Below are 19,068 nucleotides of genomic sequence, written 5' to 3'. Positions count from 1 at the left end.
CCTTCGCACGGGCCACGATGGAGAGATGCTCTTCCGTGCCGTCTTCCTGCCGTTCACCGCGACCAGCCGTCGAGACCTGGTCGAGCGACTGGTGCAGCTCGTGGGCGGGCTCTTCCTCTACGGCGTCGCCCTCGGCTTCATGGTGCGAGGCGGCATCGGCGTCGCGCCCTGGGACGTGCTCTCGCTGGGTGTCGCGCGCTGGACGGGACTCGGGTACGGAGTCGTCACGGTGCTGATCTCGATCGTCGTCCTGCTGCTGTGGATCCCGCTCCGTCAACGGGTGGGTCTCGGCACCCTGCTCAACGCGCTGCTCATCGGCCCGTTCGCCGACCTCACGCTCCTCGTGCTGCCTGCTCCGCCGTCCGTGTGGGTGGGGGCGCCCATGTTCCTCTTCGGACTCGTGCTGCTGGCGTTCGCCACCGGGCTCTACATCGCGGCGGACTTCGGCCCCGGACCGCGCGACGGACTCATGACGGGGCTCGTCCGGGTGACCCGATGGCCGGTCTGGCTGGCGCGGACGGTCATCGAGGGGTCCGTGCTGCTCGTCGGCTTCCTCCTCGGCGGTCCGGTGGGCGTCGGCACCGTGCTGTTCGCGTTCGGCGTCGGCCCGTTGATCGGATGGTTCCTCCCGCGGATCGAGCGCCGCCGTCGGGAGCGTTCGCAGCGCCTTGCCGTCCGGGCGCGCGCGCCCCTGGGTCCCTGAGCCTGTCGAAGGGCCAGAGCGGACCTCGCACGACGAAGGCCCCCGGGATCGGATCCCGGGGGCCTTCGTCGTGAATGCGGAAGCGGTCAGTCGACGCCGCCGAGCACGAGCACCGCGTTGTGTCCGCCGAAGCCGAACGAGTTGCTGATGGCGATCTGCGGGCCGTCGCCGAGCGGAGCCGCCTCTCCGGACAGACGGAACGGCACCTCCGGGTCGGGCTCGGTCATGTTGATCGTCGGCGGGGCCACGCGGTCCCGCAGCGCGAGAAGGGAGAAGATCGCCTCCAGCGCGCCGGTCCCGCCCAGGAGGTGTCCGGTCGACGCCTTGGTCGCCGAAACCGGGATCTCGTCGATCCGGTCGCCGAAGACGTTCTTCAGCGCGACGTACTCGTTGGGGTCGCCGACCGGCGTCGAGGTCGCGTGGGCATTGATGTGCGTCACCTGGTCGGGGGTGATGCCGGCCTCCTCGAGTGCCTGGACGACGGCGCGGGCCGCCCCCTTGCCCTCGGGGTCGTTGCCGGTGATGTGGTACGCGTCGGCGGTCACTCCACCGCCGAGGACGTAGCCGTAGATCTTCGCGCCGCGGGCCTTGGCGTGCTCCTCGGTCTCGAGGATGAGGGCCGCGGCACCCTCGCCCATCACGAAGCCGTCGCGGTCGATCGCGCCGGGTCGGGAGGCATGGGCAGGGTCGTCGTTGCGGCGCGACAGCGCCTGCGCGGACGCGAACGCGGCCATCGTGATCGGGTGGATCGCCGACTCGGTGCCGCCGGCGATGACGACGTCGGCCAGCCCCTCCTGCAGGTGGTGGAAGGCGTGGATGATCGACTCGGTGCTGGAGGCGCACGCGCTGACGACGGTCTGTGCGTAGGCGCGGGCCTCGAACTGCAGCGACAGGTTGCCGGCGGCCGCGTTCGGCATCAGCATCGGCACGGTCAGCGGCATGACCCGGCGGGGGCCCTTCTCGCGCAGCGTGTCCCAGGCGTCGAGCAGCGTCCAGAGGCCGCCGATCCCCGTCGCGAAGTCGACGCCGAGGCGCTCAGGAGCGACCTCGGGCGAGCCCGCGTCCGCCCAGGCTTCGCGAGCCGCGATGAGGGCGAACTGCGAAGAGGGGTCGAGACGCTTCGCCTCGTGGCGGGGCAGCACCTCTTCCGGGCGGACGCTCGCGGAGGCGGCGAACGTGACGGGCAGGTCGTACTCCTGCACCCAGTCGTGCTCGATCGTGCGGGCGCCGGAGGCACCGGCGAGAAGGTTGTCCCAGTTCTCCGGGGCCGTCCCGCCGATGGCGGAGGTGGCGCCGATGCCGGTGACGACGATGCGCTTGGTCATGAGGTGTGGTTCCTTGTCGAAACGAGTTCGTGCGGGGGATGGGCAGGGCGGGAGGATGCCACGCCCCGCCAGGGGCGAGGGTGGCATCCTGCCGGGATTACTCCTGGCCCGCGACGATGAAGTTGACGGCGTCGCCGACGGTCTTCAGGTTCTTGACCTCGTCGTCGGGGATGGTGACGCCGAACTTCTCCTCGGCGTTGACGACGATCGTCATCATCGAGATCGAGTCGATGTCGAGGTCGTCCGTGAACGACTTCTCCAGGGCGACCTCGCTGGCGTTGATGCCGGTCTCGTCGGTGATCAGCTCTGCGAGGCCGGCGAGGACCTCATCGTTGGTGAAAGCCATGGTGGTCTTCCTCTTTCTTACGGGTTGTATTCGGAACCGTGGAACAGTCTAGGGAAGGTCGACGCGTCTTCAGGGGAGGACGACGACCTGGGCCGCGAAGACGAGGCCGGCGCCGAAGCCGATCTGCAGGGCGAGGCCGCCGGAGAGCTCCGGGTGCTCGGCCATGAGGCGGTGGCTGGCGAGCGGGATCGAGGCGGCAGACGTGTTACCGGTGGTCTCGATGTCGCGGGCGATGACGGTGGTCTCCGGCAGACCGAGCTGCTTGGCGAACTCGTCGATGATGCGCATGTTGGCCTGATGCGGGATGAAGGCGGCGAGGTCGGAGGCCTCGATCCCGGCCTTGTCCAGTGCCTCGCGGGCGACCTTGGCCATCTCCCACACGGCCCAGCGGAAGACCGTCGGGCCCTCCTGACGGAGTGTCGGCCACGGCACCACGCCGTCGCGGAAGTCCGTGAGGGTGCCGTTCATGCCCACGGCGTCGGCCTTGGAACCGTCGCTGCCCCAGACCGCGGGGGCGATGCCCGGCGTGTCGCTCGGGCCGATGAGAGCGGCGCCGGCGCCGTCGCCGAGGAGGAACGAGATGCTGCGGTCGGTCGGGTCGACGACGTCGGAGAGCTTCTCCGTGCCGATCACGAGGGCGTGGCGCGCGGCCCCGGCCTTGATGAGGGCGTCGGCCTGCGCCACGGCGTAGGCGTAGCCCGCGCAGGCCGCGTTGATGTCGTAGGCCGCGGCCGGGTTGGCCCCGACGCGGTCCGCGACGATCGCGGAGACGGACGGCGTCTGCTTCGGGTTGCTGATGGTCGCGACAATCACGAGGTCGACCTGGTCGGCGGGAACCCCCGAATTCTCGATGGCCTCGGCTGCCGCCGCGGTCGCGAGGTCGATGGCGTCCGTCCCCTTGTCGGCCCGGGCGCGCGTGACGATGCCGGTGCGCTGACGGATCCACTCGTCGCTGGAGTCGATCGGCCCGATGAGGTCTTCGTTGGGCACCGCGTTCTCGCCGCGAGCCGCGCCGAACGCGTAGATGCGGGTGTAGGCGGGTCCGGCGATCTGGGCGAGGGAGGCGGTCATGCGGCTTCTCCGTTCAGCAGCGCGACGGCGGCTTCGAGGTCTTCGGGGGTCTTCACGGCGACCGTGGGTACGCCGCGCAGGCCGCGCTTGGCGAGGCCGACGAGGGCGCCCGCGGGGGCGAGCTCGATGACGCCGGTCACCCCGGCGTCGGCGAACGAGGTCATGCAGAGGTCCCACCGGACGGGGGAGGAGACCTGGTCGACGAGGTAGTCGAGCGCCGTCGCTCCGTCGGTCACGACCGAGCCGTCACGGTTGGTCCAGAGCGTGATCTCGGGGTCGGACGGCTGCACGTCGGCGACCGCGTCGCGGAGGGTCGAGACGGCGGAGGCCATGTAGTCGGTGTGGAACGCGCCGGCCACCTGGAGCGGCACCACGCGCGTGCCCTTGACCGGCTCCTCGGCGAGAGCGGCCAGGGCCGGAAGGGGACCGGCGACGACGATCTGCCCGCCGCCGTTGAAGTTCGCCGGGGCGAGGCCGAGTTCGGCGAGGCGGGCGAGGAGCGTCTCCTCATCGCCGCCGAGCACCGCGCTCATCCCCGTCGGGGTCTGGGCGGCGGCATCGGCCATCGCCCGCCCGCGGATGCCGACGAGGCGCATGCCCGTCTCGGCGTCCAGCACGCCGCTGCCGACGAGCGCCGCGATCTCCCCGACGGAGTGCCCGGCGATGCCGTCGGCGCGGCGGCCGGCGGCGGCCACGAGGGCGTCACCGGCGACGAGGGAGGCGGCCACGATCAGCGGCTGGGCGACCCGGGTGTCGCGGATGGTGTCCGCGTCCGACTCGGTGCCGTGCGCGCGGAGATCGAGCTGCGCGGCCTCGGAGTAGGCGGCGAGACGCTCCTCCACTCCGTCGAGCTCGAGCCAGGGGGCGAGGAATCCGGGGGTCTGCGAGCCCTGTCCAGGGCAGACGACGACAATCACCCACCCAGTCTGCCAACGATCGCGGCAGAACGGTGGATGATCCATCACAAGATTGCGCGGAACCCTTGTGTGTGGCGCACAGAATGCGTCGGGCGGGTCAGCGCGGAGGGCGGCGCAGCGGAGGACGGCGGCGTACCTGCTCCGCGGCCCCGATGGAGCCGAGGATGAGCGCCGTCTGCAGGATGAGCGCCTCGCGGGGCCCGGTCGCGTCCCACCCGATGACCTCGCTCACCCGCTTCAGGCGGTAGCGGACGGTGTTCGGATGCACGAAGAGCTCGCGGGCCGTCGCCTCGAGGGAACGGCCGTTGTCGAGATAGCTCCAGAGCGTCGTGACGAGGTCGGTCGAGTGTGCCTGCAGCGGGCGGTAGATGCGCTCGATGAGGGTCTGCTTCGCGAGAGGGTCGCCGGCGAGGGCGCGCTCCGGGAGCAGGTCGTCGGCTTCGACGGGCCGCGGTGCGCTGCGCCAGGCGCGGGCCACCGCGAATCCGGCCAGAGCCGCACGCGCGCTCTGGCTGGCGTCGACGAGGGCAGCCACAGCCGGCCCCAGCACGACGAACCCCGGGCCGAACGACGGCTCCAGACGGGCCGCGATCTCCTGGAACCCGAGCTCCTCGTCCTCGCCCTCCTGGCCCTCGACGCGCGCGCGTCCGAGCACGAGCACGAGGCGCGAGCCCTGCACGCCGATGAGGACGTCGACCGCCAGCTTGCGCGCCGTACGACGCACGAGGTCGACGTCGAACTGCGGAGGCGTGGTGCCCACGAGGACCGCGACCTCTCCGTGGCCGTGCCACCCGAGAGCGGCGATCCGGCTGGGAAGCTCCTCGTCGGCCTCGCCCGTGAGGATCGAGTCGACGACGAGCGCCTCGAGCCGCGCGTCCCAGAGGCCGCGGGCCTCGGCGGCGCGCGCGTAGACGTCGGCGGCGGCGAAGGCCACGTCCCGCGAGTAGAGCAGGATGGCCTCGCGAAGGTGCTCGCCCTTGCCCGCCACCCGTTCCTCGGTCACCTCGACCGTGACGCGGATGAGCTGGAGGGTCTGCTGCAGACTCACGCTCCGCAGCAGCTCACGGGGAGCGGCGGCGAAGATGTCCGCGGCGATCCACGGGGTGGACGTCGGGTCGTCGTACCACTGGATGAACGAGGTGATGCCCGCCTGCGCCACCAGCCCGACCGCGGAGCGGCGGGCCGGTGGCATGTCGGCGTACCAGGGGAGGGTGTCCTCCAGCCGCTTGATCGTCACCGTGGCGATGTCGCCGGAGATCCGGCGCAGCCAGGTGAGCGTGGCGGCCTTGTCCATGCCGGCGGCGGAGGCAGCTGTCACCGAGGGCTCAGCTTTCGCCGCCTGCGTTGCCGCTCGTGCCGGCGTTCACGTCGTGCAGGCGGTACTTCTCGATGGCCTGGGCGGAGAGGCCGCGCTCGACCTTGCCCTCCTCGGCCAGCGCCTGCAGCGTGCGCACGACGATCGACGGTCCGTCGATCTTGAAGAAGCGGCGGGCCGCGGCACGGGTGTCCGAGAAGCCGAAGCCGTCGGCGCCGAGCGTGGCGAAGCGGTTCGGGACCCACGGGCGGATCTGGTCCTGCACGGCGTGCATGAAGTCACTGACCGCGACGACGGGACCCTCGGCGCCCTGGAGCTTCTGCGTGAGGTACGCGGTGCGCGGCTCCTGGTCCGGGTGGAGGAAGTTGTGCTCGTCGGCGGCGAGGCCGTCGCGGCGCAGCTCGGTCCACGAGGTGACCGACCACACGTCGGCGACGACACCCCAGTCCTTCTTCAGCAGCTCCTGGGCCTCGAGCGCCCACGGCAGGCCGACGCCGGAGGCGAAGAGCTGGGCGCGGGGGCCGTCGCCCTCGCCGACGGAGACGCGGTGGATGCCGCGGACGATGCCGTCCACATCCACGTCGGCCGGCTCCGCGGGCTGGACCATCGGCTCGTTGTACACCGTGAGGTAGTACATGACGTTCGGGTCTTCGTGCTGCCCGCCGTACATGCGCTCGAGACCGGAGCGCATGATGTGCGCGATCTCATAGCCGTACGCCGGGTCGTAGGAGACCGTCGCCGGGTTGGTCGAGGAGAGCAGGTGCGAGTGCCCGTCGGCGTGCTGGAGGCCCTCACCCGTGAGGGTGGTGCGGCCGGCCGTGGCGCCGATGATGAAGCCGCGCGCCATCTGGTCGCCGGCGGCCCACTGGGCGTCGCCGGTGCGCTGGAAGCCGAACATCGAGTAGAAGATGTAGATCGGGATGAGCGGCTCGCCGTGCGTCGCGTACGACGTGCCCGCGGCGGTGAATGCCGCGAGAGCACCGGCCTCGTTGATGCCGACGTGGACGATCTGTCCCTGCGGGCTCTCCTTGTAGGCGAGCAGCAGCTCCCGGTCGACCGACGTGTAGTGCTGGCCGTTGGGGTTGTAGATCTTCGCGGTCGGGAAGTACGCGTCCATGCCGAACGTGCGCGCCTCGTCGGGGATGATCGGCACGATGCGGTGGCCGAACTCCTTCGAGCGCAGCAGGTCCTTCAACAGGCGGACGAACGCCATGGTCGTGGCGATCTCCTGCGTGCCGGAGCCCTTCTTCGGCAGCGCGTAGGCGTTCTCCTCGGGAAGGGAGAGGCCGACGTGCGTCGAGCGGCGCTCCGGGAGGAAGCCGCCGAGGGCCTTGCGGCGCTCGAGCATGTACTGGATCGTCTCGTCCTGCGGTCCCGGGTTGTAGTACGGGGGCAGGTACGGGTTCTCCTCGAGCTGCGCGTCCGTGATCGGGATGTGCATCGCGTCGCGGAACGTCTTGAGGTTGTCCAGCGTCATCTTCTTCATCTGGTGGGTCGCGTTGCGGCCCTCGAACTGCGGGCCGAGCCCGTAGCCCTTGACGGTCTTCGCGAGGATGACGGTCGGCTTGCCCTTGTGCTCGGTCGCGGCCTTGAACGCGGCGTACACCTTGCGGTAGTCGTGGCCACCCCGCTTGAGGTTCCAGATGTCGTCGTCGGAGTAGTCCTTGACGAGCGCGGCGGCGCGCTCGTCGCGGCCGAAGAAGTGCTCGCGGATGTAGGCCCCGGACTCGGCCTTGTACGTCTGGTAGTCGCCGTCGGGCGTGACGTTCATGAGGTTGAGCAGTGCACCCTCGGTGTCGCGGGCGAGCAGGTCGTCCCACTCACGGCCCCAGACCACCTTGATGACGTTCCAGCCCGCGCCGCGGAAGAACGACTCGAGCTCCTGGACGATCTTGCCGTTGCCGCGCACCGGGCCGTCGAGACGCTGCAGGTTGCAGTTGACGACGAAGGTGAGGTTGTCGAGGCCCTCGTTCGCGGCGACCTGGAGCTGGCCGCGGCTCTCGACCTCGTCCATCTCGCCGTCGCCGAGGAACGCCCAGACGTGCGACTGCGAGGTGTCCTTGATCCCGCGGTTCTCGAGGTACTTGTTCGACATCGCCTGGTAGATGGCGTTGATCGGGCCGAGACCCATGGACACCGTCGGGAACTGCCAGTACTCCGGCATCAGGCGCGGGTGCGGGTACGACGGGATGCCGTTCGGCGCGTGCGACTTCTCCTGGCGGAAGCCGTCGAGCTGGTCCTCGGTGAGGCGACCCTCGAGGAAGGAGCGGGCGTAGGTGCCGGGGGAGGCGTGGCCCTGGATGAAGATCTGGTCGGCGCCACCGGGGTGGTCCGCGCCCTTGAAGAAGTGGTTGAAGCCCACCTCGTACAGCGCCGCGGAGGACGCGTAGGTGGAGATGTGACCGCCGACGCCGATCCCGGGGCGCTGGGCGCGGTGCACCGTGATGGCGGCGTTCCAACGGATCCAGGCGCGGTAACGCCGCTCGATCTCCTCGTCGCCGGGGAACTCGGGCTCGTTCTCCGGGGCGATGGTGTTGATGTAGTCGGTGGTCGGAACCATCGGCACGTTCAGGTGCAGTTCCTTGGAGCGCTTGAGCAGGCTGAGCATGATCTCGCGCCCGCGGCCGTGGCCCTTGGCGTCCACCAGCTCGTCGAGCGACTGCTGCCACTCACCGGTCTCTTCCGGATCGCTGTCGAGGGGGCCCTGAGAGTACGGATCCTGGTCGTGGACGGTCACGGGGGAACCTTTCGTCAAGCTGGCAGGTCATGCCAAGGAAACGGGAAGCGACACGGGCAGCCTTGTCGGCCGTGCACAACGCGCGCCGACCTCAGCCTATCCCTCTTCCACGACACGGGTGCGCATCCGCACCCGGATAGACTGAGCGCACCAGGGCCTTTAGCTCAGCTGGTAGAGCGCCACGTTTACACCGTGGATGTCGTCGGTTCGATCCCGGCAGGGCCCACCCGTAACGTTTGCAGCGGGGAGCGCAATGACGCGACGCATCGTCATCAGCGGGGCATCAGGCCTCATCGGTTCTGCTCTCGCCGCCTCCCTGCGGGCGGACGGCATCGAGGTGAGCACCCTCGTGCGACGTCCCCCGCAGGCGGAGGGCGAGATCGAGTGGGCTCCGGGGGAGGCGTCCCTGGATCCCGACGTACTCGCCGGGGCGGAGGCCGTCGTCGCCCTCGGGGGTGCGAGCGTCGGCCGGCTGCCGTGGACGCGTGGGTACCGTCGCCAGCTCGTCGAATCGCGGCTCGACGCGACGAACACGCTCACCACCGCTCTGCGCGCCCTGCGCACCGACGCGCCCGCCTTCCTCTCCGCCTCCGCCGTGGGCTACTACGGGTCGGCGCCCGGCGAGGTGCTCACCGAGCACTCCGGCCCCGGGAGCACCTTCCTCGCCGACCTCACGGTGCGCTGGGAGACCGCGGCGCGGCGGGCCGAGGACCACACGCGGGTCGCCCTGCTGCGGACGGCACCCGTCATCCACCGCCGGGGTGTGCTCCGGCCGATGATCACGCTGACGAAGCTCGGCGTCGCCGGCCCGCTGGGGCCGGGTACGCAGATCTGGCCGTGGATCTCCTTGGACGACGAGGTGCGCGGTATCCGCCATGTCCTCGATGAGAAGCTCGCGGGGCCGGTCAACCTCACCGGGCCCACCCGGGCGTCCGCGAACGACATCGGTCGCGCGCTCGCGCAGCGGATGCACCGGCCGTTCTGGGTGCCCGCCCCCCGGTGGGCCCTGCGCCTCGCTCTCGGCGACGCCGCCGAATCCTTGCTGCTCCCGGATGCCGATGTGCGGCCCGAGGCGCTGCAGCAGTCCGGCTTCCGGTTCACCCATCGCACAGCAGCCGAAGCGGTCGCCGCCGCGATCTGACGAGCCCGCGATTCTCCCGGCGACACCCCTGCCGTCGCGGCGCTCGCGCTGTCAGGATGGGCGCATGGAGATCATCGAGAACTCGAAGCTCACCGTCGTCGGCGCCGGAAGCGTCGGATCGAGCGTCGCCTACGCGGCTCTGATCCGCGGCTCGGCCCGCCACGTCGCCCTCTACGACATCGCGACCGAGAAGGTCGAGGCGGAGGTGCTGGACCTCGCGCACGGGACGCAGTTCACCGGCAGCAGCGACATCATCGGGGGCAGCGACATCTCGGTGGCGGCCGGTTCCCATGTCGTGGTCATCACGGCGGGAGCGAAGCAGAACCCGGGACAGACGCGCACCGAGCTCGCCGGCGTGAACGCCGGCATCATCCGGCGCATGATGCCGGAGCTGCTGTCCGTCGCGCCGAACGCGGTCTACGTCATCGTCACGAACCCGTGCGATGTGCTCACCGTCATCGCTCAGCAGGAGACGGGCCTGCCCTCGGAGCGCATCTTCGCCTCCGGAACGGTCCTCGACACCTCCCGGCTGCGCTGGAAGCTGGGGGAGCGGGCGGGAGTGTCCACGGCGAGTGTGCACGCCCACATCATCGGGGAGCACGGCGACACCGAGTTCCCGCTCTGGTCGCGGGCGACGATCGGCACAGTTCCGATCCTCGACTGGGAGACCCCGGAGCACCCGCGCTTCACACTGGCGGAGCTGGACGAGATCGCCGTCGACGTCCGGGACGCCGCCTACAAGGTGATCCAGGGGAAGGGCGCCACGAACTACGCGATCGGGCTCTCCAGCGCGCGCATCGTGGAGGCGATCCTCCGGGACGAGCATGCGGTGATGCCCGTGAGCACGGTTCTCCGCGACTTCCACGGGATCGACGGCGTCGCCCTGTCCGTGCCGTCGATCGTCAGCGCCGCCGGGGCCGTGCCGATCCGCACGACGGCGTTCTCGGATCGCGAGCTCGACCTGCTGCGGCAGTCCGCCGACGCGCTCACCGCGGTCGCCGCATCTCTGCAGGAGTGACGCCGGTGGGGCGGCGGTCCGCCCCACCGGGGTTCACCGGCCGTGCGGATCCGTGCGGTTGAGGACCGTGACGACCTCGTCGTAGTCGCCCCGCGCCTCGCCGTAGCGGAGGAACTTCACCCGCTCGACTTGGATCTCGGTCGCGTCGGGCTGGGTCTCGATGAGCGTCATGACCTCGTCGACGAACGCGTCGAGCGGCAGAGCGGCCTCGTTCTCCGCATGCCCGGGCATGAGGTCCGTGCGCACGGCGGGCGGCTCGAGTTCCTGCACCGCGACGGTCGTACCCGCGAGCTGCAGCCGCAGCGACTCGCTGAGCATGTGGATCGCCGCCTTGCTCGCGTTGTACGTGGGCGTGACCTTCAGGGGCGCGAAGGCGAGACCGGAGGAGACGGTCATGATGGTCGCCGACGGCTGGGCCCGCAGGTGCTCGATGAAGGCGGCGATGAGACGGATCGGGCCGAGGATGTTCGTCGTGACGGTCTCCTCCGCGGTGGACAGGAAGCCGGCCGGCGTGGTCCAGTCCTCCGTGCGCATGATGCCCGCCATCGTGATCAGCACGTTCAGCGTCGGATGTGCGGCGAGGACCGCGGCCGCGGCCTCGTCGATGCTCGCCGGGTCCGCGATGTCGATGCGGACGGTGTGGAGCCCGGGATGCGCGGCAGCGATAGCGGTCAGCCGGTCCTCGCGGCGTCCCCCGACGATCACGGTGTTGCCGCGCTCCTGCAGCCGGAGCGCCAGTGCCAGACCGATCCCGCTCGTCGCGCCGGGGATGAAGATGGTGTTTCCGGTGATGTCCATGACCTCAGCCTCGGCGCTGTACCGGCCCCGTTCCAGAGACGGCTGATCGGGGGATCGGCGGTCCCTGGATCCCGTCCCGCGTCCGGGGGATACTGCACGGATGGATCGCGATGCCCTGGCCGACTTCCTCCTGCGCCGTCGGGAGGCGCTCCGCCCCGCCGATGTGGGTCTGCCTGAGGGGCCGCGTCGCCGGACGGCCGGGCTGCGCCGGGAGGAGGTCGCGCAGCTGGCGACCATGTCGACGGACTACTACACGCGGCTGGAGCAGCGCCGGGGCCCGCAGCCGAGCCCCCAGATCCTCGCCGCCCTCGCCCGCGCGCTGCGGCTGTCCTCGGACGAGCGTGACTACCTCTACCGGCTCAGCGGGCTCAGCGCTCCCGATCGGGCGGTGATCACCGACTACGTCCGTCCCGGAATCCTCCGGGTGCTCGACCGTCTGCACGACACCCCGGCGTTCGTGGTCTCGGCACTCGACGAGGTGCTGGTGCAGAACGACGCCTCGCGCGCGCTGATCGGAGACGCGAGCGGGCTGACCGGGCTCGACCGGAGCGGCATCCACCGCTGGTTCGCGCGCCCGGGGGAGGAACGGCGGCGATACCGGGAAGTCGATCACCCCCGGCAGTCACGGGCGCTGGTGGCGGCGTTGCGCGCGGCGTACGGGACGATGGGCGCGCGGTCGCGGGCGGGGGAGATCGTGGCGGATCTGTCGGAACGGAGCCCCGAGTTCGTGCAGCTCTGGGCGGCTCACGAGGTCGCCCGTCGCTTCGAGCAGCACAAGGTGATCGTTCATCCGGAGCTGGGGGAGATCGAGGTGGACTGTCAGGCGCTGTTCACGGAGGACGAGTCGCAGGCGCTCATCGTCCTCACGGCGCAGCCCGGGAGCGAGGCGGCTGAAAAGCTGGAGTTCCTGCGCGTACTCGGCACGCAGAGCGTCTGAGCCTTCGCGGCTCAGGACTCCTCGTGCACGGCGGGATCGCCGTCGAACAGGCGCCCGTCCGCGCGTCCGAGTGCGGTGATCGCGGCGACCTCCGCGTCGTCGAGCACGACCGCGGCGGCGGCGAGGTTCGCGGCCTGGTGCTCTGCGGACGACGCCTTCGGGATCGCGACCGTCTCCCTGGCCACGTGCCAGGCGAGGACGGTCTGCGCGGGCGTGATGTCGTGAGCGGTGGCCACCTCGCGGACGACATCCTCGTCGAGGAGGGCCTGCGCACGCCCCAGCGGGCTCCAGGCCTCGGTGAGGATGCCGCGCTCCCGGTGATAGGCCAGCTGCTCCTCCTGCGGGAAATACGGGTGCACCTCGATCTGGTTCACGACCGGCCGGACCCCGGTCTCCCGTTCGATGCGCTCGAGATGCTCGGGGAGGAAGTTCGAGACGCCGATCTGGCGGACGACGCCGCGCGACTGGGCGTCCACGAGAGCCGCCCATGCCTCGACGTACTCGTCCTGGCTCGGGTTCGGCCAGTGGATGAGGTGCAGGTCGGTCGCGTCGAGGCCGAGGCGGGATCGGCTCTCCTCGATGCTGGCGGTCGCCGTCGCGCGGGCATGGTGCCGTCCGGGGAGCTTCGTCGTCACGATGACCTCGGAGCGGGGGACGCCGGAGGCCGCGACGCCGCGCCCGACGGAGCCCTCGTTCTCGTAGTTGAACGCCGAGTCCACGAGTCGGTAACCCGCACGGAGCGCCTGGGCGACCGCCTCGGCCCCGGCGTCGCCGTTCAGCCGATACGTGCCGAGACCGAGGGCCGGCAGGGCGAAGCCGTTGTGGGCGCGGAAGGTGGGGACAGTGGTCATCGATGCTCCTGGCGTTGGCGTGCCTCCAGCGTAGGGCGAGTTGGCGCATCACGGCCCTCCGCGCGATGCTGGCAGGCATGACCCTGATCGTCGCGCTCCCATGACGGCGTCCTTTCGCTGCCCCTGCGCCTCGGGGGATACGTTCGCCGCCTGCTGCGGACCGCTCCTCGACGGGGCATCCGCGCCGACCGCCGAGCGACTGATGCGCTCGCGCTACACGGCTTTCGTGCGGGAGGACGGGGCGTACCTGCTCCGTACCTGGCACCCGGAGACGCGACCGGAGACGATCGCCTTCGAGGACGACCTCGAGTGGCGTCGGCTGGTGATCGTGGATCGCGTGGCCGGCGGCCCGTTCGACACGGAGGGCGTGGTCGAGTTCGAGGCCTTCTGGCGGCAGGGCGGCACGCGTGGATCGTTGCACGAGCGCAGCCGCTTCGTCCGCGAGAACCGGACGTGGCTCTACGTGGACGGCGACATCCGATGATGCGGCGCTCGGCCCGGCAGCGACTAGATTTGAGAGCGTGAACGCCACCCCGGAGAACCAGCGCACCCTGCTCGACATCGCGGACCTCGACCGGCGCATCGCGCAGGCGGAGCGTGCCCGCACGCAGCCGAGCCAGGCGGGCCGGATCGCCGAGCTCGTCGCCATCCGTCAGGAGCAGCTCCGCGAGCTCACGGTCCTGACCGGCGCCAGGGACGACGCCCGGACCGAGCTCTCGCGGCTGGAATCGGATGTCGCGCTGGCGGAGCAGCGGCGCGACCGCGACGCCCAGCGCCTCGCGGCGGCCACCAACCCGAAGGAGGCGCAGGCCCTGGAGCACGAGCTCGCCAGTCTCGCCAAGCGTCTGAGCGACCTGGAGGACGCGGAACTCGACGTCATGGGCCGGGTCGAGGAAGCCGACGCCGCCGTGGCCGCGCAGCAGGCGCTGCTGGATGCGACGACCGCGGAGGGCAGCGCGCTCACCGCCCAGGGCAAGGCCGATGTCGCTGCGGCGGCCGAGCTCGGCGCCCAGCTCGCCCGGGACCGGGAGGCCGTCGCCGCCACCGTTCCCGCTCCTCTGCTCGCGGAGTACGATCGTCGCGCCGCGAACAGCGCCGGAGCTGCGCTCCTCACCCGCGGAACCTGTGAAGGCTGCCGCATGATGCTCCCCGGCACCGATCTCAACGAGATCCGTCGCGCGCCCGAGGACGAGGTCGTCTCGTGCCCCGAGTGCGGCTGCATCCTCGTGCGCACCGAGGAGTCGGGACTCTCTTCATGAGCGCATCCGGCCTGCACCGCCCGTGACGGCGCCGGCGTCGGGCCCGGAGCGACGCCTCGCGCTGGTCGGCCTCGGTGCGGGGGAGTACGCCGCGATCGAGCTCGACGAATACGACGAGGAGCAGCAGCGCACGCTCCTGCCCGCGGCGGAACTCGCCGGATGGGTGGCCGCGGTCGAAGCCGCCGACGCCCCGCGGTGGATCATCCGTAGCGCGGCCGAGATCTACGCGCTGCTCCTGAGCGAAGGCGTCAGGATCACGCGCAGCCATGATCTCGTGCTCTGCCACGCGATCCTGCGCGACACGGCCATGGCGTCCACGCCGCTGGCACCCGGTGCGGCGTGGGAGCGCCGCGACCCGGTCGACACCACCCCCTCCCTGTTCGACGTCCTCGACGAGGAGTCCGGCGAGGACGCGATCGCCGCGGCACTCGAGCAGTACCGCGCACAGCGGACCGTGATGGCGGAGGCGGCCGACGGGCGCCTGACGCTGCTGTGCGCCGCGGAGTCGGCCGGCGGGCTGATCGCGGAGGAGATGCGCGTCGCGGGGCTCCCGTGGGACGCCGGGGTGCACGACGCGATCCTCACCGAGACCCTGGGCGCTCGTCCGGCCGCGGGCGGGTTGCCCCGACGGATGGTGGAGCGCGGCGACGAGGTGCGGGCCCTGCTCGACGACCCCACGCTGCACCTGGACAGCCAGCCGAAGCTGCTGCGGGCGCTGCACCGCGTGGGCGTGTCGGTGGAGTCGACGAGCAAGTGGGAGCTGTCCGCCCACGAGCACCCCGTGATCGAACCACTCCTCGCCTATAAGAAGCTGTCTCGACTGCTCAGCGCGAACGGCTGGACCTGGCTGTCGGAATGGGTGCAGGATGGCCGTTTCCGTCCGGTGTACATCCCCGGAGGCGTCGTGACCGGACGGTGGGCGTCGGCCGGCGGCGGTGCCCTCCAACTGCCGCGCAACCTCCGCCCCGCGGTGCGTGCGGATCCGGGCTGGGCCCTCGTCGTCGCGGACGTCGCCCAGCTGGAGCCGCGGATGCTCGCGGCCATGGCGTCCGATGAGGCGATGGCGGCCGCGGCGCGCGGCGGCGACCTCTACGCGGGGGTCGTCGCGTCGGGTGCCGTCGCGACCCGCGAGGAGGCGAAGTACGCGGTGCTTGGTGCGATGTACGGCGCCACCAGCGGCGACAGCGGGCGACTCGTTCCCCGGCTGCGGAAGGTGTACCCGCGCGCGATGGCGCTCGTCGACGACGCGGCGCGTGTCGGGGAGGATGGCGGCATCGTCTCGACCTGGCTCGGTCGCTCCTCGCCGCGTCCGTCCACGGAGTGGATGCGGCTGCAGGCCGATGCCACGGGCGCCGACGCCGACCCCGCCGTGGTCTCCCACGCCCGCCGCCGCGCACGGGAGTGGGGGCGCTTCACCCGGAACTTCGTCGTCCAGGGCACCGCGGCGGAGTGGTCGCTCATCTGGCTCGCCGAGATCCGTCACCGCCTGGCACAGCTCCCCGAGGTCTTCGGCGCGGCCGAGGCATCGGGGCCGTTCGCCCGGGAACCGCACCTGGCGTTCTTCCTGCACGACGAGGTGATCCTGCACACGCCGCAGGAGCACGCGGAGGCCGCGGCCGACGCCGTCCGCGAGGCCGCTGCCGTCGCCACCACCCGCCTGTTCGGCACCTTCCCGATCGATGTTCCGCTCGACCTGCGCATCGCGGACTCCGCAGAGAAGTGAGGCCCCATAGACTGGAGGGGCGAATGGGTCGACTGGACGGTCGCGTGGCGGGCAACCGCACCGAGGAACGTCCGGGCTCCACAGGGCAGGGCGGTGGGTAACACCCACCCGGAGTGATCCGCGAGACAGTGCCACAGAGAGCAGACCGCCCCGCGAGGGGTAAGGGTGAAAGGGTGGTGTAAGAGACCACCGGGGGCCGTGGTGACACGGCCCGCCAGGTAAACCTCGCCCGGAGCAAGGTCAGACAGAGGATGATGACGCGGCCCGCCGAGTCCTCGGGTAGACCGCTGGAGCGGCACGGCAACGTGTCGCCGAGAGAGATGGCCGTCGAAGGGGCGAAGAACCCCGGAACAGAACCCGGCGTACAGGTCGGCCCATTCGCCTCGAACGCCGAAGGCCCCGATGACTCCCGTCATCGGGGCCTTCTCTCGTTGGGTCGCTGAGTCTGTCGAAGGGCCCTGAGCGTCCCGTTGGGTCCCTGAGCCTGTCGAAGGTCCCTGAGCTTGTCGAAGGGTCAGTCGCCGGCGAGCGAGGCCGCGCCGATGATGCCGGAGTTGTTGCGGTGGATCGCGGGGACGATCGGCGTCTTCAGGTCGAGCAGGGGCAGGAAGTCGCCCGCGTTCTTCGACACGCCGCCGCCGACCACGAACAGGTCGGGGCTGAACAGGAACTCGATGTGGGAGTAGAACGCCTGCAGGCGCTCGGCCCACTCCTCCCAGCTCAGGCCTTCGCGCTCGCGTGCAGAGGTGGCCGCGTAGGTCTCGACGGACTCGTACTCGCGGAAAGTTCAGGTGGCCGAGCTCCGTGTTCGGGAGCAGCACGCCGTCGTACAGGAACGCGGAGCCGATCCCGGTGCCGAGCGTGGTCAGGAGCGTGAAGCCGAGCACATCACGGGCGGCTCCGTGGCGAGCCTCCGCGACGCCCGCGGCGTCGGCGTCGTTCACGAAGACGATGTTGCGGCCGAGGCCGTCGCGGAAGAAGCGCTCGGCGTCGAAGTCGATCCACTCCTTCGAGACGTTCGCCGCGGAGAGGGTCTTGCCGCGCTTGACGATCGCGGGGAACGCCACGCCGAGCGGCAGGGTCGACTCGTGCACGTCGAGCGTCTTCAGGACCGTCTGCACCGCGACGAGGACGTCTTCCGGTGCCGCGCCGGCCGGAGTGGGCACGCGCACCCGATCCGAGGCCATGGTGCCGTGTTCGAGGTCGACGATTCCCGCTTTGATGCCCGTGCCGCCGATGTCGACGCCGATCGCTTTTGCCATGGCCGATAGCTTAGCGACCACGGTGCACGCCAGTAGGATCGATGACATCACCCCAACCGCTCGCGGGAAGAAGGAGCAGCCATGACCGACGGCGATCACAAGTACTGGTACAACTCCGTCACGGGCGAGGTCGAGTTCGGCATGCTGTCGCCGTCCATCGACCGCATCGGTCCGTTCGACACCGAGGCCGAGGCGCGCCGCGCCCCCGAGGTGCTCAAGGAGCGGTCGCGCGCCTGGGCCGAGGAAGAGGCCGCGGAGCAGGGCTGGGACGCGAAGCCGTCCAGTGGCTTCGGCGCAGAGAAGGGCCAGGGCGCAGAGTAGCCATGGACAAGCAGAGGGACTTCGTCCTCCGGACGATCGAGGAGCGCGGCGTCAAGTTCGTGCGCCTGTGGTTCACCGACGTGATCGGCACGCTCAAGTCCGTCGCCATCGCGCCGGCCGAGGTCGAGGGCGCCTTCGCCGAGGGCATCGGGTTCGACGGCTCCGCGATCGAGGGGCTGACCCGCACGTACGAGTCCGATCTGCTCGCCCAGCCCGACCCGACGACCTTCCAGACGCTGCCGTGGCGCGGGGAGATCGACCCGACCGCGCGCATGTTCTGCGACCTCACCACGCCCGACGGACAGCCCGCGGTGGCCGATCCCCGTCACGTGCTGAAGCGGACGCTCGCGAAGGCCGCCGATGCGGGCTTCACGTTCTACACGCACCCGGAGATCGAGTTCTACCTGCTCAAGTCGTCGTCGTTCGGTCCTGAGGGGCCCGTCCCCGTCGACTCCGCCGGCTACTTCGACAACGTCCCCGGGGGTACGGCGCACGACTTCCGTCGCCGTTCGGTCCGCATGCTGGAAGACCTCGGCATCTCCGTGGAGTTCAGCCACCACGAGGGCGGCCCCGGCCAGAACGAGATCGATCTGCGCTACGCCGACGCCCTCACCACCGCGGACAACGTGATGACCTTCCGCACGGTCATCAAGGAGGTCGCGATCGAGCAGGGCGTGTACGCCACGTTCATGCCGAAGCCGCTCAGCGGCCAGCCCGGCAGCGGCATGCACACGCACATGTCGCTGTTCGAGGGCGATCAGAACGCGTTCTACGAGGAGGGTGCGAAGTACCAACTCTCCAAGACCGGACGCCACTTCATCGCGGGCCTGCTCAAGCACGCCAACGAGATCTCCGCCGTGACGAACCAGTTCGTCAACTCGTACAAGAGGCTCTGGGGCGGCGACGAGGCGCCGAGCTTCATCACGTGGGGCCACAACAACCGGTCCGCGCTGGTCCGCGTCCCGATGTACAAGCCGAACAAGGGGCAGTCGTCGCGCGTCGAGTACCGCGCGCTCGATTCCGCGGCGAACCCCTACCTCGCGTACGCGCTCATGCTCGCCGCCGGTCTCAAGGGCATCGAGGAGGAGTACGAGCTTCCGCCGGAGGCGGAGGACAACGTCTGGGCGCTGAGCGACGCCGAGCGCCGGGCGCTGGGCTACTCCGCCCTGCCCGCCAGCCTCGACCACGCCCTGGAGTACATGGAGGCCTCCGAGCTCGTCGCGGAGACGCTGGGGGAGCAGGTGTTCAACTACGTGCTGCTCAACAAGCGCAAGGAGTGGGAGGCGTACCGCGGCCAGGTCACGCCGCTGGAGCTGAAGAACAACCTCGAGCTCCTCTGAGCGC

Annotated in this window: 17 protein-coding genes, 1 tRNA gene, 1 other RNA gene and 1 pseudogene; 11 read left to right on the top strand and 9 right to left on the bottom strand. The window is 70.6% G+C overall.

Annotated elements, in window-relative coordinates:
* Nucleotides 1-25 precede the first annotated feature (25 nt).
* Nucleotides 26-703, top strand: a complete 678-nt coding sequence (gene yczE / locus BLU02_RS02575) for a membrane protein YczE (protein ID WP_060921841.1) — start codon at nt 26-28, stop codon at nt 701-703.
* Between the two features lie 86 nt (nt 704-789).
* On the opposite strand, the gene BLU02_RS02570 is transcribed toward yczE, so the two are convergent.
* The 6 genes from BLU02_RS02570 to aceE form a co-directional block, all read right to left on the bottom strand.
* Nucleotides 790-2,028 carry a beta-ketoacyl-[acyl-carrier-protein] synthase family protein gene (locus BLU02_RS02570; RefSeq protein WP_060921840.1) on the bottom strand — a complete coding sequence of 413 codons (1,239 nt, stop codon included), beginning with the start codon at nt 2,026-2,028 and terminating at the stop codon, nt 790-792.
* Between the two features lie 97 nt (nt 2,029-2,125).
* Nucleotides 2,126-2,374 carry an acyl carrier protein gene (locus BLU02_RS02565; RefSeq protein ID WP_017202249.1) on the bottom strand — a complete coding sequence of 83 codons (249 nt, stop codon included), beginning with the start codon at nt 2,372-2,374 and terminating at the stop codon, nt 2,126-2,128.
* Nucleotides 2,375-2,443: 69 nt separating this feature from the next.
* Nucleotides 2,444-3,445, bottom strand: a complete 1,002-nt coding sequence (locus BLU02_RS02560) for a beta-ketoacyl-ACP synthase III (protein WP_060921839.1) — start codon at nt 3,443-3,445, stop codon at nt 2,444-2,446.
* Nucleotides 3,442-4,362, bottom strand: coding sequence for an ACP S-malonyltransferase (locus tag BLU02_RS02555; RefSeq protein ID WP_060921838.1), 921 nt, complete (start codon nt 4,360-4,362; stop codon nt 3,442-3,444). The genes BLU02_RS02560 and BLU02_RS02555 overlap by 4 nt, the downstream gene beginning before the upstream one ends.
* A 97-nt stretch (nt 4,363-4,459) precedes the next feature.
* Nucleotides 4,460-5,656, bottom strand: coding sequence for a PucR family transcriptional regulator (locus BLU02_RS02550; RefSeq protein WP_025103615.1), 1,197 nt, complete (start codon nt 5,654-5,656; stop codon nt 4,460-4,462).
* Between the two features lie 31 nt (nt 5,657-5,687).
* Entirely contained in the window at nt 5,688-8,414 is a 2,727-nt protein-coding gene (gene aceE, locus BLU02_RS02545; RefSeq protein WP_060921837.1) for a pyruvate dehydrogenase (acetyl-transferring), homodimeric type, read from the bottom strand.
* A gap of 153 nt (nt 8,415-8,567) precedes the next feature.
* Between aceE and BLU02_RS02540 the strand changes: the two genes are divergently transcribed.
* The 3 genes from BLU02_RS02540 to BLU02_RS02530 all read left to right on the top strand — a co-directional run bounded on the left by BLU02_RS02540 (nt 8,568) and on the right by BLU02_RS02530 (nt 10,573).
* Nucleotides 8,568-8,640: transfer RNA gene (locus tag BLU02_RS02540), tRNA-Val, on the top strand.
* 27 nt (nt 8,641-8,667) lie between these two features.
* Nucleotides 8,668-9,555 (top strand): TIGR01777 family oxidoreductase, encoded by an 888-nt coding sequence (locus BLU02_RS02535; RefSeq protein ID WP_060921836.1) that lies wholly within the window; start codon nt 8,668-8,670, stop codon nt 9,553-9,555.
* A gap of 64 nt (nt 9,556-9,619) precedes the next feature.
* A complete protein-coding gene (locus BLU02_RS02530) occupies nt 9,620-10,573 on the top strand; it encodes an L-lactate dehydrogenase (RefSeq protein WP_060921835.1) in 954 nt (317 codons plus the stop codon).
* A gap of 33 nt (nt 10,574-10,606) precedes the next feature.
* On the opposite strand, the gene BLU02_RS02525 is transcribed toward BLU02_RS02530, so the two are convergent.
* Nucleotides 10,607-11,371, bottom strand: a complete 765-nt coding sequence (locus BLU02_RS02525; RefSeq protein ID WP_060921834.1) for an SDR family oxidoreductase — start codon at nt 11,369-11,371, stop codon at nt 10,607-10,609.
* 100 nt (nt 11,372-11,471) lie between these two features.
* Here BLU02_RS02525 and BLU02_RS02520 point away from each other — a divergent pair, with 100 nt between their 5' ends.
* Nucleotides 11,472-12,308, top strand: coding sequence for a helix-turn-helix transcriptional regulator (locus tag BLU02_RS02520; protein WP_060921833.1), 837 nt, complete (start codon nt 11,472-11,474; stop codon nt 12,306-12,308).
* A gap of 11 nt (nt 12,309-12,319) precedes the next feature.
* Here BLU02_RS02520 and BLU02_RS02515 read toward each other — a convergent pair whose 3' ends face one another.
* Nucleotides 12,320-13,159 (bottom strand): aldo/keto reductase, encoded by an 840-nt coding sequence (locus BLU02_RS02515; protein WP_060921832.1) that lies wholly within the window; start codon nt 13,157-13,159, stop codon nt 12,320-12,322.
* Between the two features lie 100 nt (nt 13,160-13,259).
* On the opposite strand from BLU02_RS02515, the gene BLU02_RS02510 reads away from it, so the two are divergent.
* From BLU02_RS02510 to rnpB, 4 genes are all read left to right on the top strand, one after another.
* The gene (locus BLU02_RS02510) at nt 13,260-13,643 is read left to right on the top strand and encodes a YchJ family protein (RefSeq protein ID WP_060921831.1); all 384 of its coding nucleotides are present in this window, start codon (nt 13,260-13,262) and stop codon (nt 13,641-13,643) included.
* Between the two features lie 37 nt (nt 13,644-13,680).
* The gene (locus tag BLU02_RS02505) at nt 13,681-14,418 is read left to right on the top strand and encodes a zinc ribbon domain-containing protein (protein WP_060921830.1); all 738 of its coding nucleotides are present in this window, start codon (nt 13,681-13,683) and stop codon (nt 14,416-14,418) included.
* Nucleotides 14,419-14,440: 22 nt separating this feature from the next.
* Nucleotides 14,441-16,141 (top strand): bifunctional 3'-5' exonuclease/DNA polymerase, encoded by a 1,701-nt coding sequence (locus tag BLU02_RS02500; protein ID WP_083370870.1) that lies wholly within the window; start codon nt 14,441-14,443, stop codon nt 16,139-16,141.
* 24 nt (nt 16,142-16,165) lie between these two features.
* Nucleotides 16,166-16,522, top strand: an RNA gene (gene rnpB, locus BLU02_RS02495) — RNase P RNA component class A.
* Between the two features lie 133 nt (nt 16,523-16,655).
* Here the strand turns inward: rnpB and ppgK are convergent.
* Nucleotides 16,656-17,403, bottom strand: a pseudogene (gene ppgK / locus BLU02_RS02490) (polyphosphate--glucose phosphotransferase).
* Nucleotides 17,404-17,484: 81 nt separating this feature from the next.
* Between ppgK and BLU02_RS02485 the strand changes: the two are divergent.
* Both BLU02_RS02485 and glnA read left to right on the top strand, forming a co-directional pair.
* On the top strand, nt 17,485-17,724 hold the full coding sequence (locus BLU02_RS02485; protein ID WP_025103604.1) for a hypothetical protein: 240 nt from the start codon (nt 17,485-17,487) through the stop codon (nt 17,722-17,724).
* 2 nt (nt 17,725-17,726) lie between these two features.
* A complete protein-coding gene (gene glnA / locus BLU02_RS02480; RefSeq protein WP_025103603.1) occupies nt 17,727-19,064 on the top strand; it encodes a type I glutamate--ammonia ligase in 1,338 nt (445 codons plus the stop codon).
* Nucleotides 19,065-19,068: the final 4 nt, after the last annotated feature.

Origin of the sequence: Microbacterium paraoxydans (genome assembly GCF_900105335.1) — a bacterium.
GTDB classification, from domain to species: Bacteria; Actinomycetota; Actinomycetes; order Actinomycetales; family Microbacteriaceae; genus Microbacterium; species Microbacterium paraoxydans.
The sequence above is the reverse complement of the archived record's forward strand: the minus strand, read 5'-3'. Positions and strand labels throughout refer to the sequence as shown.